Below are 16,777 nucleotides of genomic sequence, written 5' to 3' on the forward strand. Positions count from 1 at the left end.
ACCATGCCCAGACTGCCTGCCTTCCTCACCCGTCTGCCGCGTCCCGACCTGTCGCGCGTGAAAACCCTGCGCGGGGGTCTGAAGCCGGCCAGACTGCTCGAGCAGCTCGATGCCGTTCGCCAGCAGGCGCACGCCACCTACCGCGAAGGCGGCCTGCGCGCCTTTTTCGGCCCCGGCATCCGCCTGCTCAATCGACACCGCTTCCCCTGGAAGTTCACCCTGCTGGGCCTGCTCACGATGGCAGCCACCAGCCTGTATGTGGTGAGCCTGAACATCTCGATGCGCGCCGAAATCGACACCGCCCGGCAAGAGTCCCGCGCGCTCGACCTCTACCTGCCGCTCGCCACGCTGCTGCACGCCAGCCAGCGCTACAGCGGTCTGGCCTGGGGCTCGGCCACCGACGCGGCACTCAAGCCCGCACTGCAGGCCCGTGCAGCGGAAGTCGACACCGCGCTGGCGCAGTTCGACGGTGCGCTCAAACGCAATGCCGACAGCTTCGGGCTGGGCGAACACTGGACGGCCCTGCGCAACAGCTGGCAGAAGATCCGCGCGGCGCAGGACAGCTTCACCGCCGAGAGCATCAAGACCCTGCTGCCTCCCTTCAACCGCCAGATCGAAGACCTGCTGGGCGACCTCGGCGAAGCCAGCGGCCTGCTGGCCGACCCGAACCGCAACAGCAACCTGATCGCCAACCTCCTGCTGCGCAAGTACCCCGAAGCCGCCGACAGCCTCGGCCGGCTGGTGCACACCTCCGCGCTGATCCTGGGCAGCAAGGAAATGGACGGGGAATGGACCCGCATGGCGGGCCTGATGAGCGAAGCCCGCAGCGTGCAGAACAGCCTGCTCGACACGCTGGCGCGCAGCGCCGACGCCAATCCCGAAGGCAAGGCCGCCTTCACTGCCCTGTCCGGCCAACTCGGCGCCGCCTGGAGCACCGTGCTCGACAGCGCCGACAGCGAGATCCTCAAGGGCGGTTTCAGCATGGATGGCGCCACCTTCCTGCAGGCCGCCGACAAGCCCGCCGAACTCATGCTCGCCGGCCTCAAGCCTGCGGCAGACATGCTCAAGGCCCAGCTTGATGCCCGCGCAGACCGGCTCGACCAGCGTTTCTGGGGCTCCAGCGCAATCGGCGCCACGCTCGTCGGCACGCTGCTCTACTGCGCCTTCGGTCTTTTCCTGACGATTCTCGGCTCGGTGCGCGAGCTCGCGGAAGGCGCCCGGCACATCGGCCGCGGCGAGCTCGGCTACCGCATCGACTACAGCGCGCGCGACGAGCTGCATGACGTGGCCAACCAGTTCAACGGCATGGCAGCGGCTTTTGCCGGCATCATCGATCAGGTGCAGCACACCGCCAGCGAGCTCTCCAGCGCGGCGGCCTCGCTGGCCGAAACCGCCGGACATGTGACCGAGGGCTCGCAGCAGCAGAGCCAGGCCGCCAGCAGCATGGCCGCCGCGGTCGAAGAAATGACCGTCGGCATCGACGAAATCTCGCGCAATGCCGGCTCGGCAGATGAAGCCGCCGCCGAGTCGGGTCGCCTCTCGCAGGCGGGCGGCGAGATCGTGAGCCGTACCGTATCCGAAATGGGTCAGATCTCGGCCTCGGTGCGCCACTCCGCAAGCGTCATCACCGAGCTGGGCGAGAACTCGCGCCAGATCAGCAAGATCGTGCAGTCCATCAAGGAAGTCGCGGACCAGACCAACCTGCTGGCCCTCAATGCCGCGATCGAGGCCGCGCGTGCCGGCGAGGAAGGGCGAGGCTTCGCGGTAGTCGCCGATGAAGTCCGCAAGCTGGCCGAACGCACCGGCAAGGCCACGGCCGAAATCGGCAGCATGGTGGCCTCGATCCAGGCCGGCACCACGCGCGCCGTTGCCGCCATGCAGGACGGCGTGCGCCGGGTCGAAGACGGCGTGAAGCTCTCCAGCGAGGCCGGCGCCGCGATGGAGCAGATCCGCGAGGAGTCCGGCCGGGCGCTGCGCTCGGTCAACGAGATTTCCTCCGCCCTGCGCGAGCAGGCCGTCGCCAGCACCGAAATCGCCCGCAGCGTGGAAGCCATCGCCCGCATGGCCGAAAGCAACCACGCCCAGGTTTCGCAAACCGCCTCCACCGCGGCAGACCTCGTCACACTCTCGCGCGAACTCGGAACGGAAATCAGCCGCTTCCATACCCGCCCCGTCACGAAGGAGCCCATGGCATGAAGCTCATCGAGATCCTCCTTGCCCCGGCCGTCTTCCTGCTCAAGCGCCTGCGCTTTCCCTGGAAATTCGCCCTCATCGGCACGATCGCCGTACTCACGATGTGCTTCTTCATGGCCATGCTGGCCATGCAGATGCGGACGGCGCTGGTCAGCACCAGCCTCGAGCGCGACGGCCTGTCGATCTACACCGATGCCAGCAAGGCCCTGATGGCCACGCAGGACTATGTCGGCGCAGCCTTCGCCGCCACCGGCGACGAAAAGCTCAAGCCGGGGGCGGATACCGCCCGCGAACTGGCCGACAAGGCCATGAAGAACGTCACCGAAAGCGTGGCCGACAACCCGAAACTCGGCCTCGCGAAGCACTGGCAGACCGTCGACAAGGCCTGGCAGCGCTACCGGGATCCGGCCGCGCTGCAGGAGCGCAGCACGCTGGCGACCGCACACCGCGAACTCGTCGAAGCGCAGCACCTCTTCCTGCGCGAGCTGGGCGATGCCTCCGGGCTGGTGCGGGACCCCGACCCGCGTGCGGCCTATCTGGCCGACGCCGTGCTCAACACCCTGCCCGACATCCAGCAGCAGCTCAACGAAGTACGCAACACCGGCATCCTCGTGCTGGGCGTACCCGGTTTCGCGCGCGAATGGCGGCGCATGGGCACCATGCTCGACGGCATCAGCTCCGGCCAGGAAGCCCTGGCCCAGCAGCTCGCCCGCGCCAGCGGCAAGAGCCAGGGCATGGCCTCGGACATGACCGACACGCTCAAGGCGCTCACCGGCGCCAGCGAAAAATACGCCACCCTGGTGCGCGAGAAGATCCTCTCCGGCTCGCGCGAAATGAGCACCGAAGAGTTCGCGAAGCAGAGCCTGATCTCGGTGAAGGCCTACAACCGCATCGCCAATGACGGCATCATCGACGAACTGAAAAGCATCATCAGCTGGCGCGCCTTCTCGCTCTCCAGCCGCTTCTGGCTGATGAACCTCTTCGCGCTGGGCATCGTGCTCGTGCTCGCCTACTTCGGCGTGAGCATGTATTTCGCGCTGCAGGAGGCGGTGGCCGAGCTCATCGACGGCACGCGCCGCGCCGGCTCGGGCGAACTGACCCACCGCATCCCCTCGCATACGCAGGACGAACTCTGCGACGTGACCGGGCAGTTCAACAGCATGCTTGAGTCGCTCGACAGCGTGGTCCAGCGGGTAGCCGCCACCGCCACCCGGGTCGAGGAAGCCGCCAGCGGGCTCAAGGTATCGGCCGCGCAGGTCGCGCAGGAATCAAGCCGGCAGAGCGAAGCCTCCAGCGCCATGTCCAGCACCATGGAGCAGGTGAGCTCCGGCATCAACGGCATCGCTCGGCACGCACAGGAAGCCGAAGCGCTCGCCACCCGCTCCGGTCAGGCCTCGGCGGCAGGCGAACAGCTCTCGACGCGCACCGAGCAGGAGATCGTGCGCATTTCCGAAGCGGTGCAGCAGTCCTCGGTCGTCATCGACGAGCTGCAGCAGAACTCGCACAAGATCAGCGTCATCGTCACCACCATCAAGGAAATCGCCGAGCAGACCAACCTGCTCGCGCTCAACGCCGCGATCGAAGCGGCCCGCGCCGGTGAAACCGGGCGCGGCTTCGCCGTGGTGGCCGATGAAGTCCGCAAGCTCGCCGAGCGTACCTCGCGTGCCACGCTGGAAATCACCGACATGATCCACACCATCCAGCTTGGCACCGAGCAGGCGGTGAGCAGCATGCACGAGGGCGTGGCCCGCGTGGGCGACGGCGTCGGCCTGACCCGCGAAGCCGGTGACGCCATGCGCAGCATCCAGAGCGCCTCGTCACGGCTCGCCGGGCTGGTGCCTGAAATGTCGCTGGCCCTGCGCGAGCAGAGCAGCACCTGCGCGGAGATCGGCCGCAACATCGAACATGTCACCCGCATGGCCGAGGCCAACACGGCCAGCTCCCGCCTCACTCTTGAAACCAGCCAGTCGCTGTACGACCTGGCGGCACGCCTGAGCGCGCAGATCCGCCAGATCAACAGCATCGGCGCCCACTGAAGGAGGCGCGATGAGTGGTCTGAACGAAATCCTCTGGCGCAGCAGCCTTGACTGGAAAACCCTGATCGGCAGCGCTGAAGCCGTCATCCAGCGCTGGAATACGGTAACCCGCTTCGAAACGCGAACCGATCTGCGCGAGCAGATCTGGACCGTGCGCCACAGCAGCAATGGCCTGCCCTTCATGGTTTTCAACGGAGACTCGCTTCGCGGCTCGGTGCCCCGCAACGGCAACCCGATGTCATTCCTGCTGCTGATCGGCATCTGCCATCAGCGCGCCGGCGCCATCGAACTCAGCTTCGCCAACGGCCAGAAAATCGATCCCCACCGTTTCGACCCGGCCGACCTGCAAGCCCTCCTGCCGCAAGCCACCCACCCCGCCCACCGCAAACTCGCCGAGCTCGCGATCCAGGCACCGGCCTGAAGGCAGCGTCACACCCGCGATGAAGCCGCGCTGTAGGGCGCCACGAGCAAAGCGAATCGCGCCGCAGGCCCGGGCCGTCACCTCGCCACCGCGACAATCCATCGGGCGAAGCTCGTTTTCCAGACTCCCCCTGTCGAAAGAAGTGGATCGGCCTGGCAAGCCAAGTCCGAGCTGTGCGGCGGGCTTCGGCGCAATGCGCGCTGCTTATTGCGCCCTACGTTCTGGATCCCCGCGATGAAGCCGCCCTGTAGGGCGCCATGAGCGAAGCGAATCGCGCCGCAGGCCCTGTCACCTCGGCACCGCGACAATCCATCGGGCGAAGCTCGTTTTCCAGACTCCCCCTGTCGACCTGTCGAAAGAAGCGGATCGGTCTGGCAAGCCAAGTCCGAGCTGTGCGGCGGGCTTCGGCGCAATGCGCTGCGCTTATTGCGCCCTACGTTCTGGATCCCCACGATGAAGCCGCCCTGTAGGGCGCCATGAGCGAAGCGAATCGCGCCGCAGGCCCGGGGCGTCACCTCGGCACCTCTCAACTCCGTCAGGCGAAGCCCATCTCCACTCACCCCGTACGCAGAAGCGGATCGGCCTGGCAGGGCAAGTCCGAAATGCGCGGCGGGCTTCGGCGCAACGCGCTGCGCTTATTGCGCCCTACGTTCCGGCCCCCCGCGATGAAGCCGCCCCGTAGGGCGCCATGAGCAAAGCGAATCGCGCCGCAGGCCCGAGCTGTCACCTCGGCACCGCGCCAATCCATCGGGCGAAGCTCGTTTTCCAGACTCCCCCTGTCGACCTGTCGAAAGAAGCGGATCGGTCTGGCAAGCCAAGTCCGAGCTGTGCGGCGGGCTTCGGCGCAATGCGCTGCGCTTATTGCGCCCTACGTTCTGGATCCCCACGATGAAGCCGCCCTGTAGGGCGCCATGAGCGAAGCGAATCGCGCCGCAGGCCCGGGGCGTCACCTCGGCACCTCTCAACTCCGTCAGGCGAAGCCCATCTCCACTCACCCCGTACGCAGAAGCGGATCGGCCTGGCAGGGCAAGTCCGAAATGCGCGGCGGGCTTCGGCGCAATGCGCTGCGCTTATTGCGCCCTACGTTCTGGATCCCCGCGATGAAGCCGCCCCGCAGGGCGCCATGAGCAAAGCGAATCGCGCCGCGCCGTACCGTTTCGCAGGCGCTTGCTCCGGCTGGCTCAATCTCCGGCGTGGGTGTCGGAGGGTGAGCAGGATTCGGCTTCAAGCCGGCGCAGCAGGGCGGCTTCGACATAGTGCATCGCGCCGCCGATGACCGCGCCGAGCAGCACTTCCACCGCGCGCGACATCGCCGTGAACTCGGGCGACTCCTCTGGCGAGGCGGTCAGCAGCACCAGCGGGCAGGTCCACAGGCAGACGCGCAGGGTCGGCCGGCCGCTGGCGATCAGCGCGCAGACAGCCACGGCCAACGCGAGCTGGAGGTTGATCCCCAGTGGTGCCCCCAGGCGATGCACGGCCAGCGCCACGAGCGCACCGATCACCGTGCCGGCAATCCGGCCGGTAACCCCGGCGCGGGTCGAGCTGAGCTTCTCATGCGACACGATCAGCGCCGACATCGACGCCCACACCGAATGACTCAGGCCCAGCAACTCGGCCGCGAGGTTGGCGAGAGCGGCGGCCAGCGCGCAGCGCAGCACGAAACCTGCAGGCGGCCTTCGGGGTCCGGCGTAAAAAGCATGGGGAAGAAAACAGGCGTCAGGAAAACGCCTGCAGTCTAGCGGCATGTCCGGCCGCGGGAACTGCGGCCGGACAAATGAACGCGACTCAGCGTGCGGCCGCGCGTGACTGGCGAACGCGGAAGCCGATCCAGATCAGCAGCAGCCAGGCCGGGATCAGCCACACGGCCACGCGGATGCCGGGCGTGAGCTCCAGCACCACCAGAATCACCGCCATGAAGGCCAGGCACAGCCAGTTGCCGACCGGATGCCAGAGCGCCTTGAAGGCCGGCACGATGCCGGCTTCGCCCATGGCGCGGCGGAACTTCAGATGCGCCAGGCTGATCATCGCCCAGTTGATCATGAGCGCCGACACGACCAGCGACATCAGGATCTCCAGCGCATCCTTCGGCAGCAGGTAATTGACCAGCACACAGGCCAGGGTCACCAGCGCGGAGAGGCCGATGGCCTGTACCGGCACGCCGCGGCGATCGGTCTTCGCGAACACGGCGGGAGCGTCGCCCTGCTGGGCGAGGCCGAAGAGCATGCGGCTGTTGCAATACACGCAGGAGTTATAGACCGACAGCGCGGCGGTCAGCACGACGAAGTTCAGCACATCCGCCGCGATGTCGCTGCCCAGCAGCGAGAAGATCCGCACGAAGGGGCTGGCGCTGTAGGCGTCGCCCGCGCTGCTGAGCGAGGCCAGCAGTGCATCCCAGGGGTAGAGCGAGAGCAGCACGGCCAGCGCGCCCACATAGAAGATCAGGATCCGGTACACCACCTGATTCACTGCCTTCGGGATCACCTTCTTCGGCTCATCGGCTTCGGCCGCGGTAATGCCGACCAGCTCCAGCCCGCCGAAGGAGAACATGATGAAGGGCACGGCCATCACCAGACCGGTGAAGCCCTTGGGGAAGAAGCCCTCATGCGCCCACAGATTGCTCACCGCGGCCTGCTCGCCGCCCCGGCCCGAGAAGAGCAGGAAGAGCCCGAGCAGGATCATGCCGATGATGGCCACCACCTTGATGATGGCGAACCAGAACTCGGTTTCGCCGAAGAGCTTCACATTGGCCAGGTTGATCGCATTGATGGCGATGAAGAAGGCCGCCGCCGTCGCCCAGGTCGGGATCTCCGGCCACCAGAACTGCACGTACTTGCCCACCGCGGTGAGCTCGGCCATGCCGACCAGCACATACAGCGCCCAGTAGTTCCAGCCCGAGAGGAAGCCCGCAAAGGGCCCCCAGTACTTGTGCGCGAAGTGGCTGAAGGAACCGGCCACCGGCTCTTCCACGATCATCTCGCCGAGCTGGCGCATGATCAGGAAGGCGATCAGGCCGCCGATGGCATAGCCAAGGATCATTGACGGTCCGGCAAGCTGCAGCACGCCGGCCGAGCCGAGGAAAAGCCCTGTGCCGATGGCGCCGCCCAGCGCGATGAGCTGGATGTGGCGATTCTTGAGCCCGCGATGGAGACCGCTGTCCTGTTGGCTGTCCTGCATGAGGTCCGTTCCTTCCTGATGATGATCTGGTGCATGCCGGCTTCGTCCGGCACAAGGGCGGGGAGTTTAGCGCGCCGACCCGCGCCTCGCCGCCACTGTTGCGGCACTGCCGACGGCGCTCACGAAAGCCCCCAACAAGTCTCCCTTTCGTGGCAGCCGGATGCCGCAAACGCCTGCAAGCCGGTGCAAAAATTTCCGGCGCCGGGCAAATCGCCTTGCTGCGGCGTGCGCCGTGCCGATACTGGAAGCCTCATTTTCAAGCGCTCATGGAGACTCGATGAAACACGCACTGGCCACCTTCACCACGATCGCCCTGACCTGCTTCAGCCTGAGCACACTGGCTCAGGGCAGCAGCTCGTCGGCCGGCAATGAACGACCCGGCGGCCCCGGTGGTCGCCCGCCCGGCCCGCCGCCCGAAGCGGTGGCCGCCTGCAAGGGCAAAAGCGAAGGCACCGAGGTGAGCTTCAGCGGCCGCAATGGTGAAACCATGACCGGCACCTGCCGCAGCATCGATGGCCAGCTCGCCGCGATGCCCAAGGGCGGCCCCGGCGGTCCGGGCGGCCAGCCGCCCTCACGCTGAGTCCGGAGTCGCCTGCCGCTGCCATCAGGCAGGCAACCGCCCGTCGCAGCGGGCCGAGGGGCCGGATGCGCCCTGCCGGCCCTCCTCACTCGCGCAAGGCGCCGCTGGCGCGGCATTCAGGGACGTCGACCAAAGTTCCCGCGAGTTCATTGCAGATATTGCAATAATCAATCCCGCCGAAGCAGCTTACCCGACACATCGTCGCTGGCTAGAGTGCGCAGCAATTCTTCACAGTTTTGCTGACCGCCATGACTTCGCCCCGCCCCACCGCTTACACCCGCACGGCCATCGGCCTGCACTGGCTGATCGCTCTGGGTCTGGGTGGCACGCTCTCGCTCGGTTTCTACATGAGCGACCTGCCTTTCTCGCCCGCCAAGCTGCAGTACTACTCCTGGCACAAGTGGGCCGGCGTGAGCCTGTTCCTGCTGGCGCTCTTCCGCCTCGTCTGGCGCCTGACCCACGCTGCGCCCGCCGCCCCGGCCGGCATGCCGGCCTGGCAGCACGCTGCCGCGGAGTGGACCCATCGCGTGCTCTACCTGCTGATGCTGGCGATTCCGCTCTCGGGCTGGCTGATGAGCTCGGCCAAGGGCGTGCCCACGGTCTGGTTCGGCGTGCTGCCGCTGCCCGACCTGCTCGGCCGCGACCCGGAGCTCGGCAAGCAGCTGGGCCAGCTTCACGGCGCCCTGAATTTCGGCCTGCTGGGGCTGGTCGGCATGCATGCCGCGGCCGCCCTCAAGCATCACCTGATCGACCGCGACGACGTGCTCAGCCGCATGTTGCCCTTCCTGAAAAAAGCCTGACCGCCCCCTCCCCCGGAGTGACACCACAATGAAAATCCGTTCCGCCATTGCCGCCCTGCTGTTTGCCGCCACCAGCGCCGCCCACGCCGCGCCCTACACGCTGCTCATCCCCGAAAAGAGCAGCATCGCCTTCAACTACAAGCAGATGAATGTGCCGATGGAGGGCAGCTTCAAGCGCTTCAAGGCCACGCTGTCCTTCGACCCGGCACAGCCCGCCAGCGGCAGCGCCGCCTTCGAAGTCGAGGTGGCCAGCATTGACGTTGGCTCGGCCGAGGGTAATGGCGAGGTCGGCAAGAAGCTGTGGTTCAACAGCGCCAGCTTCCCGGTCGCGCAATTCGTGTCGAGCAGCATCAAGCCGCTGGGCAACAACCGCTTCGAAGTGGCCGGCAAGCTCACGATCAAGGGCCAGACCCGCGAGGTCAGCGCGCCGGTGAGCTTCAAGGCTGACGGCGCCAACGGCGTGTTCGAAGGGGCTTTCACCATCAAGCGCGCCGACTTTGCCATCGGCGAAGGCATGTGGGCCGATTTCGGCACCGTGGCCAACGAAGTGCAGATCCGTTTCCGTCTGCTTGCCGCAAGCAAGTAAGGCTTTCATCCCTCCCCCGCTCCCTGAACCCTGACAGAGATACCGACCATGAAGAAGATCCTCATCGCAGCCGCCCTCGCCAGCCTCTCCGCCGCCAGCTTCGCCGCGCCGGAAAGCTTCGCGATCGACCCCACCCATACCTCGCAGAGCTTCTCCTACAACCACATGGGCTTCACCACCCAGACCCACGGCTTCGACCGCTCCAGCGGCAAGATCGTGATCGACCGCGCCGCGAAGACCGGCTCGGTGGACGTGGTGATCGACGCCAAATCGATTGATGGCGGCTCGGCCCTCTTCACCGGCCACCTGCAGAGCGAGGATTTCTTCAACGTCGAGAAATTCCCCGAGATCACCTACAAGTCGAGCTCGGTGAAGTTCGAAGGCGACAAGCCGGTCAGCGTTGAAGGCCTGCTCACCATCAAGGGCGTCAGCAAGCCGGTCACCCTGAAGATCGACCACTATGTGCTGCAGCCCAACAGCATGCTGAAGAAGGACCAGATCGGCGCCAACGCCACCGCCGTGATCAAGCGCAGCGAATTCGGCCTGGCGCAGTACGTGCCCTATGTGTCCGACGAGCTGACGCTGAAGATCGCCGTCGAAGCCATCAAGGAATAAGGCACGCTTCCTGCCGCCTCACGATGCCCGCCGCGCGCGGGCGTCGTCGCTTGAGCGGCCGCTTTTCCCATCCTCGGGAGCGGATTCCGTTACGCTGCCCGAACCCCACTGAAGGAGCCCTGTCATGATCTCCCTGCGCAAATCCTCCGATCGCGGCCGCGCCGATCACGGCTGGCTTCGCAGCCAGCACTCGTTTTCATTCGCCGATTATTACGACCCGGCCCACAACGGCTGGGGCAACCTGCTCGTGATCAATGAGGATCAGGTCGCGCCCGGTCAGGGTTTCGGCACCCATGGCCACCGCGACATGGAAATCATCAGCTACGTGCTGGAAGGCGAGCTCGCCCACCGCGACAGCATGGGCAACGGCACCGCGATCCGGCCGGGCGAAGTACAGCGCATGAGCGCCGGCACCGGCGTACGGCACAGCGAGTTCAACCACTCGCAGACCGGCACGGTGCACTTCCTGCAGATCTGGATCCTGCCGGCGCAGCAGGGCATCGCCCCCGGCTATGAACAGAAGGCCTTCGCCGACACCGACAAGCGCGGCCGCCTGTGCAAGGTCGCCTCGCCCGATGGCGCAGAGGGTTCGGTCACGATTCATGCTGACGCCACGCTCTACGCCGGCCTGCTCGATGGCGAGGAAGCCATCACCCAGCCCCTGGATCCGGCGCGCAAGGGCTACCTCTTCACCGTGCGCGGCAAGCTCGTCGCCAATGGCCAGCCGCTGTCGGCGGGTGACGCGTTGCGGGTGGAAGGCGAGCACACGCTCCGCCTCGAAGCGGGCGAAGGGGCCGAAGTGCTCTGGTTCGATCTGGCGCCCTGAGCCCGCCCGCTCAGCCGATCGAGATCTCGCCCTGCGGCGGCAGCGGGGCGGAATCGGTAAGCGGATGACCGAGGCAGCCGGGCGGATGCGCCGCTTCGGCGTAGCGCAGGCCTTCCGGATGACTTTCGGTCGCGAAGGCGTCGTCCTGGCCAAAATCGCCAAAGACCGGCGGCCGTTCGGCTGACATGTCGGTGTGGTTCATGATGCACTCCCACGCCCGCAAAAACGGGGCAGATGATTCTTCATAGACCAGCCCGGAAGACCGCGCCGTCAGACAAAACCGCGGCCTTTCATCCCGCCTGCCGGGCCGCCCGGCCCGCCATCCCGGCATCCGGCTGCGACAAACGGCAATCACAGGCTTCAGGGCACGGCGATCCGACAGAATCCGGCAGAGCCTTCCCTGCGAGACCCTGTCATGCCCCTCACTGCCCTTCGCCGCCGCCCTGAGACCACCTGCACGCTGGCCTTGCTGCTCAGCCTGCTCTTTGCTGCCTGCGGTGGTGGTGGCAGCGGCAGTTCGGATTCGGCCAGCACCAGCGCCAGTGCTGGCAGCAGCAGCGTCGGCACGACCAGCGCCAGCTCCGCCAGCAGCCGCAATGCCAGCTCGGCAGCGTCGAGCAGTGCAGGCTCCGCGGCCGGCAGCAGCGCGAGTTCCGGCGCCAGCAGCACGGGCGGCACCGCCAGCTGCAGCGCGCTGGAGGGGCGGATCCGGATCACCCAGGCCAGCCTGCCAGCCCTCGCCGCAGCGAGCGACGAATACACCCCCGTCGTGATCGCGGCAGACGGCAATGGCGGCGCCGGCAGCCTGATTGCCTGGAAGGAAAAGAGCGCCAGCCAGATCCGCGTCGGCCGGCTCGCTGCCGACGACAGGCAGTTCAGCAGCCTGCTCACGCTGGGCGGCGACGAAGTGCACAGCCTGCTGGGCCACAGTGATGGCGGCGGCGCGCTGATGATGGTGTCGGACGACCCGGACATCTACAGCAGCAAATACTGCAAGGGCAGCAGCACACCGGCCAACGCGGCCTGCCAGAAAATGCAGCTGGTGCGTTTCGGCAGCAGCGGCAGCGTGGTCTTCAACACCACGCTGACCGACAAGGCCAATGTCGACAGCGAAGGCGCGCTCTTCATCTGGTGGTACGGCCACACCGGCCGCCTCGGCTGGGACGGCAGCCGCTACGCAGCCTACTTCCGTTCCGCCGGCTCCTACGCCCGGCCCAATGTCGCCGGCGAGATCGACATCCACGCCGGCGACACCCTGCGCATGGTCGACGCCTCAGGCAACCGGCAAACCAGCGGCGGCTGGCAATGGGGCTGCAGCCACAGCTGGTCGATCCGGCTCGCCGGCAACAGCAGCGGCTGGGCCAGTTTCTGCCATGGCGACGCCTACCCCAACGCGATGCGCCTGCAACTGCTCGGCAGCACCGGCAGCAGCGGCAAGACCACCGAATGGCTCAGCGGCTCTGACGCCACCACCCGCGCACTGGGCGGTGTGGTGAGTGACGCCAGCGGCTACTGGCTGAGCTACCTCGAAACCACCTCTGGCACGCTGCGCCTGCATCTGGCCCGCTTTTCCAACAGCGGCAGCATGAGTTCGGACCAGATCGTGAGCGGCGCCACCGGTATCGACGCCAGCTACCCCTTCCGGCCCTGGCTGGCAAAGCTCGGCTCGCAACTGCTGCTGGGCTGGAAAAGTGGCGGCAAGCTCATGCTGCAGGCCACTGACAGCAGTGGTACGCCGATCGGCAGCCCGGTCGCGAGCAGCGCCAGCATTTCGGACTTCGACGAGTTCGTGACGCTCGCCAACGGCGATGTGGCCTTTGCCCATGCCGGCAGCAGCGGCACTGTTTCAGTCAGCCGGGTGCAGGCCTGCAACTGAGCCTGCCGGGCAGTGCCCGGCGCCATCTCGCCTGAGCCGCCGGAGCAGGCCGGAACAACATCTGTTTCGCGCATGAAACAGCCGCCGTACGGGCGCGCCCGAACGACAGACGGCACACCTCCCGCACACGCAATACGCCCTGAAATACAAAAGGAATCAAGACTCTCAAGTCGTCTGGTGCACCGTCGTAAACCTCCCTACGGTTCCCCAATCATTCCCAGACGACCATGAAAACAACCATCGCCTTCAGACTCACGCTGATCATCGTGCTGTCAGCCATCATTGCCCTGACCGTTGGCCTGGTCGGCATGTCCGCAACCAACACCGTGGCCGACGCCATGCGTCAGGCCCAGACACAGACCGTGCCGCAGGTCAATTCCCTGCACCGCATCATCGGCCAGTCGCTGCGCGTGCGCATCCACATGATCAACCATTCGAACGCCAAGACGACGGAAGAAATGGACAAGATCGAGAAGGCTGCGGAGAAGAGCATGAAGGTGCTCTGGGAAGAGGTCGAGAACTACGACAAGCTCGCCACCGACCCCAAGGATCGCGAGCTGCTTGAAGCGGACAAGGCCTCGATCAAGACCTTCGAAGCCACCATCGCGCCGGCCGTGAAGCAGAGCCGCCTGAACATTCCGGACGACCCCGAAACCGCCAAGCTGGTGAGTGCCGTGATCAAGACCTCGGCAGATCTGGGTCGCCTGCTCAACGACCACTACGATTACCTCACGAAAAGCATCGACGCCAGTCGCGAGGCCGCGGAAGCCCAGGCCAGCCGTGGCCGCATCATTTCCTGGACCGTCATCGGCGTGGGCATCGCGCTGATCGCGGCCTTCGGCGGCATGCTGCTGGTGCAGATCCGCAAGACCCTTGCCGGCGTTCAGAGCGCCGTGGCCCGCATCGAGAGCGAGCAGGACTTCCGCATCCGCGTCCCCGCCAAGGGTGCTGACGAGCTGAGCCACATGGGCCGCAGCCTCAACCGCCTGATCGAAACCATGCAGAACAACCTGCGCCAGCTCGGCGACAGCGCCAGCCAGGTCGCGCTGAAGTCCCGCCACATGGCCGAAACAGCCCATGAAGTCGCCACCGCCTCCGGCCAGCAGAGCGAATCCGCCTCCGGCATGGCTGCTGCGATCGAAGAGATGACCGTCAGCATCACCCATATCGGCGACCGCGCCTCCGAAGCCAACCAGCTCTCGCAGAACTCCGGCCAGCTTGCCCGCGACGGCGGCCTGATCATCGGCGAGACCGTGCGTGACATCAACGAGATCGCCGCCACCGTCCACTCGACCAGTACCCGCATTCATGAAGTCGAAGCCGAGAGCGACAAGATTTCCTCGGTGGTGGCCGTGATCCGCGAAGTGGCCGACCAGACCAACCTGCTCGCCCTCAACGCCGCCATTGAAGCCGCCCGCGCCGGCGAACAGGGCCGCGGTTTTGCCGTGGTGGCCGATGAAGTGCGCAAGCTCGCCGAACGCACCGCCAACTCCACCCGCGAGATCTCCACCATCATCGAAGGCGTCCGCAACGGCGCCAAGGAAGCCGTGCGCAGCATGGACGTGGCCGTCAATCGCGTGAGCGAAGGCGTGGGCCGTGCCGAAGGTGCGAGCCAGGCCATCAGCCAGATCAGTGACACCAGCCAGCAGGCTGTCGCGATGGTGAGCGACATCACCGACGCCATCCGCGAGCAGAGTGCCGCCAGCACCAGCATCGCCCAGCAGGTCGAGCGCATCGCCCAGATGGCCGAAGTCAGCACGGGTGCAGCCAACGGCAGCGCCGCCGCCGCGCGCGAGCTGGACGAACTCGCCGCCACCATGCAGCGGATCGTGCAGACCTACAAACTCTGAGTCCGGAAACGCTTCTTCTCACTCCCTCCGAGGGCCGCCACCGCGGCCCTTTTTTTTCGTCTCGCGCCCGGGCAGGCAGCAGGGTCAGGCCGTGCATTCCGTCCTCAAGTTCCGGCGCACGTAGTCGTTTACCCCTATACCAATCCCCAAAATGCCGGACCCCTGCCATGAATCTCACGATTGCGCTCCGCCTCAAGCTCATCCTCGCCCTCTCGACCCTGATCACGCTGATCGTCGGCTTCACCGGCATGCTCAGCATCGACTCGATCTACGACTCGCTTGAAACCGCAGAGACCAAGACCGTCCCCAAGGTCAACGCCCTGCACCGCGTCACCGCCCAGACCCTGCGCATCCGCGTCCACATCCTCAACCACGCGCTGACCGACGACCCGGCGCAGATGGACAAGATCGAGAAGGCCATGACCCGCAGCATCGAAGTGCTCTGGGAGGAAGTCGGCAACTACGAAAAACTGGTCAACGACGACACCGACCGTGGCATGCTCGAGGCCGACAAGAAAGCGATCAAGGAATTCGAATCCGGCCTGCCCGCCGCCATCGCCGCCAACCGCAGCGGCGACACCGACGCCTCGCGCGCCGCGATCGGCAAGGTCATCAAGGCCTCAGCCGACGTCGCCAAACTGCTCGATGAGCACTACAAGGCCCAGCAGGCCATCGTCGAGTCCGACCGTGCCGACGCTGCAGCCCGCGCCCACACCGCCAAGCTCATCACCTGGAGCGTCATCATTGTCGGCACCCTGCTGAGCCTGGCCGCAGGCTTCCTGCTCGGCCGCAACATCCGCGTCACCCTCGACCGCCTGCAATCCACCATCACCCGCATCGAGCGCGAACGCGATTTCCGCATCCGCGTGCCGGCCGCCGGCCGTGACGAACTGAGCCACATGGGCCGCAGCCTCAACAGCCTCATCGACACCATGCAGAAAAACCTCGGCCAGATCGGCGAGAGCGCCAGCCAAGTCGCGCAGAAGTCGCGCCACATGGCCAGCACCGCACATGAAGTCGCCATTGCCTCCGGCCAGCAGAGCGAGTCGGCCTCCGGTATGGCCGCTGCCGTCGAGCAGATGACCGTCAGCATCAGCCACATCGGCGACCGCGCCTCCGAAGCCAACCAGCTCTCGCAGGAATCCGGCCAGCTCGCCCGCAATGGCAGCAGCATCATCGGCGACACCGTACGCGACATCAACGACATCGCCGGCACCGTGCATGACGCCAGCGCCCGCATTCACGAAGTCGAAGCCGAGAGCGACAAGATTTCTTCAGTGGTCGCCGTGATCCGCGAAGTTGCCGAGCAAACCAACCTGCTCGCCCTCAACGCCGCCATCGAAGCCGCCCGTGCCGGCGAACAGGGCCGCGGCTTTGCCGTGGTCGCCGACGAAGTGCGCAAGCTCGCCGAGCGCACCGCCAACTCTACCCGCGAAATCTCCAGCATCATCGACGGCGTGCGCAACGGCGCCAAGGAAGCCGTGCGCAGCATGGAAGTAGCCGTCAGCCGCGTCACCGAGGGCGTCGCCCGCGCCAATGACGCCAGCATCGCCATCAACCGCATCGGCGACACCAGTCAGCAAGCCGTCGCGATGGTGAGCGACATCACCGACGCCATCCGCGAACAAAGTGCGGCCAGCACCAGCATCGCCCAGCAGGTCGAGCGCATCGCCCAGATGGCCGAAGTCAGCAACGGCGCCGCCACCGGCAGCGCCACCGCCGCCCGCGAACTCGACCAGCTCGCCGCCTCGATGCAGGAGATCGTGCAGACCTACAAGCTCTGACACAGACTGTCACGCCAAAGCACGACGGGCCGCATC

14 protein-coding genes are annotated in these 16,777 nt (G+C 66.3%); 11 read left to right on the forward strand and 3 right to left on the reverse strand.

From position 1 onward, the window contains the following. Nucleotides 1-3 precede the first annotated feature (3 nt). The 3 genes from ABDB87_RS05135 to ABDB87_RS05145 are packed head-to-tail and all read left to right on the forward strand — an operon-like array spanning nt 4 to nt 4,650. Nucleotides 4-2,196, forward strand: a complete 2,193-nt coding sequence (locus ABDB87_RS05135; RefSeq protein ID WP_345924739.1) for a methyl-accepting chemotaxis protein — start codon at nt 4-6, stop codon at nt 2,194-2,196. Continuing rightward, nucleotides 2,193-4,229, forward strand: coding sequence for a methyl-accepting chemotaxis protein (locus ABDB87_RS05140; RefSeq protein ID WP_345924742.1), 2,037 nt, complete (start codon nt 2,193-2,195; stop codon nt 4,227-4,229). Before ABDB87_RS05135 ends, ABDB87_RS05140 begins: the two co-directional genes overlap by 4 nt. Before the next feature lie 10 nt (nt 4,230-4,239). Continuing rightward, the gene (locus ABDB87_RS05145) at nt 4,240-4,650 is read left to right on the forward strand and encodes a hypothetical protein (protein WP_345924744.1); all 411 of its coding nucleotides are present in this window, start codon (nt 4,240-4,242) and stop codon (nt 4,648-4,650) included. 1,181 nt (nt 4,651-5,831) lie between these two features. On the opposite strand, the gene ABDB87_RS05150 is transcribed toward ABDB87_RS05145, so the two are convergent. Continuing rightward, nucleotides 5,832-6,308 carry an FUSC family protein gene (locus tag ABDB87_RS05150; protein WP_345924746.1) on the reverse strand — a complete coding sequence of 159 codons (477 nt, stop codon included), beginning with the start codon at nt 6,306-6,308 and terminating at the stop codon, nt 5,832-5,834. A 127-nt stretch (nt 6,309-6,435) separates the two neighbouring features. Next, nucleotides 6,436-7,824, reverse strand: a complete 1,389-nt coding sequence (locus ABDB87_RS05155) for an amino acid permease (protein WP_345924749.1) — start codon at nt 7,822-7,824, stop codon at nt 6,436-6,438. Between the two features lie 277 nt (nt 7,825-8,101). Here ABDB87_RS05155 and ABDB87_RS05160 point away from each other — a divergent pair, with 277 nt between their 5' ends. From ABDB87_RS05160 to ABDB87_RS05180, 5 genes are all read left to right on the forward strand, one after another. After that, on the forward strand, nt 8,102-8,404 hold the full coding sequence (locus tag ABDB87_RS05160) for a hypothetical protein (protein ID WP_345924751.1): 303 nt from the start codon (nt 8,102-8,104) through the stop codon (nt 8,402-8,404). A 248-nt stretch (nt 8,405-8,652) separates the two neighbouring features. Continuing rightward, the gene (locus ABDB87_RS05165) at nt 8,653-9,204 is read left to right on the forward strand and encodes a cytochrome b (protein WP_345924752.1); all 552 of its coding nucleotides are present in this window, start codon (nt 8,653-8,655) and stop codon (nt 9,202-9,204) included. Nucleotides 9,205-9,232: 28 nt separating this feature from the next. Continuing rightward, a complete protein-coding gene (locus ABDB87_RS05170; RefSeq protein WP_345924753.1) occupies nt 9,233-9,790 on the forward strand; it encodes a YceI family protein in 558 nt (185 codons plus the stop codon). A 48-nt stretch (nt 9,791-9,838) separates the two neighbouring features. Continuing rightward, nucleotides 9,839-10,405 carry a YceI family protein gene (locus tag ABDB87_RS05175; RefSeq protein WP_345924755.1) on the forward strand — a complete coding sequence of 189 codons (567 nt, stop codon included), beginning with the start codon at nt 9,839-9,841 and terminating at the stop codon, nt 10,403-10,405. 124 nt (nt 10,406-10,529) lie between these two features. Further along, nucleotides 10,530-11,231 (forward strand): pirin family protein, encoded by a 702-nt coding sequence (locus ABDB87_RS05180; protein WP_345924757.1) that lies wholly within the window; start codon nt 10,530-10,532, stop codon nt 11,229-11,231. A gap of 10 nt (nt 11,232-11,241) precedes the next feature. On the opposite strand, the gene ABDB87_RS05185 is transcribed toward ABDB87_RS05180, so the two are convergent. Then, the gene (locus ABDB87_RS05185; protein WP_345924760.1) at nt 11,242-11,433 is read right to left on the reverse strand and encodes a hypothetical protein; all 192 of its coding nucleotides are present in this window, start codon (nt 11,431-11,433) and stop codon (nt 11,242-11,244) included. A gap of 213 nt (nt 11,434-11,646) precedes the next feature. On the opposite strand from ABDB87_RS05185, the gene ABDB87_RS05190 reads away from it, so the two are divergent. From ABDB87_RS05190 to ABDB87_RS05200, 3 genes are all read left to right on the forward strand, one after another. Further along, nucleotides 11,647-13,107, forward strand: a complete 1,461-nt coding sequence (locus tag ABDB87_RS05190) for a hypothetical protein (protein WP_345924762.1) — start codon at nt 11,647-11,649, stop codon at nt 13,105-13,107. Nucleotides 13,108-13,334: 227 nt separating this feature from the next. After that, nucleotides 13,335-14,957 (forward strand): methyl-accepting chemotaxis protein, encoded by a 1,623-nt coding sequence (locus ABDB87_RS05195; RefSeq protein ID WP_345924764.1) that lies wholly within the window; start codon nt 13,335-13,337, stop codon nt 14,955-14,957. Nucleotides 14,958-15,124: 167 nt separating this feature from the next. Beyond that, nucleotides 15,125-16,741: a methyl-accepting chemotaxis protein gene (locus ABDB87_RS05200; protein WP_345924766.1), complete on the forward strand. Its 1,617-nt coding sequence runs from the start codon at nt 15,125-15,127 to the stop codon at nt 16,739-16,741. The last annotated feature ends 36 nt before the right edge of the window (nt 16,742-16,777 follow it).

Source organism: Uliginosibacterium paludis, from assembly GCF_039631355.1.
In the GTDB taxonomy this organism is placed as follows: domain Bacteria; phylum Pseudomonadota; class Gammaproteobacteria; order Burkholderiales; family Rhodocyclaceae; genus Uliginosibacterium; species Uliginosibacterium paludis.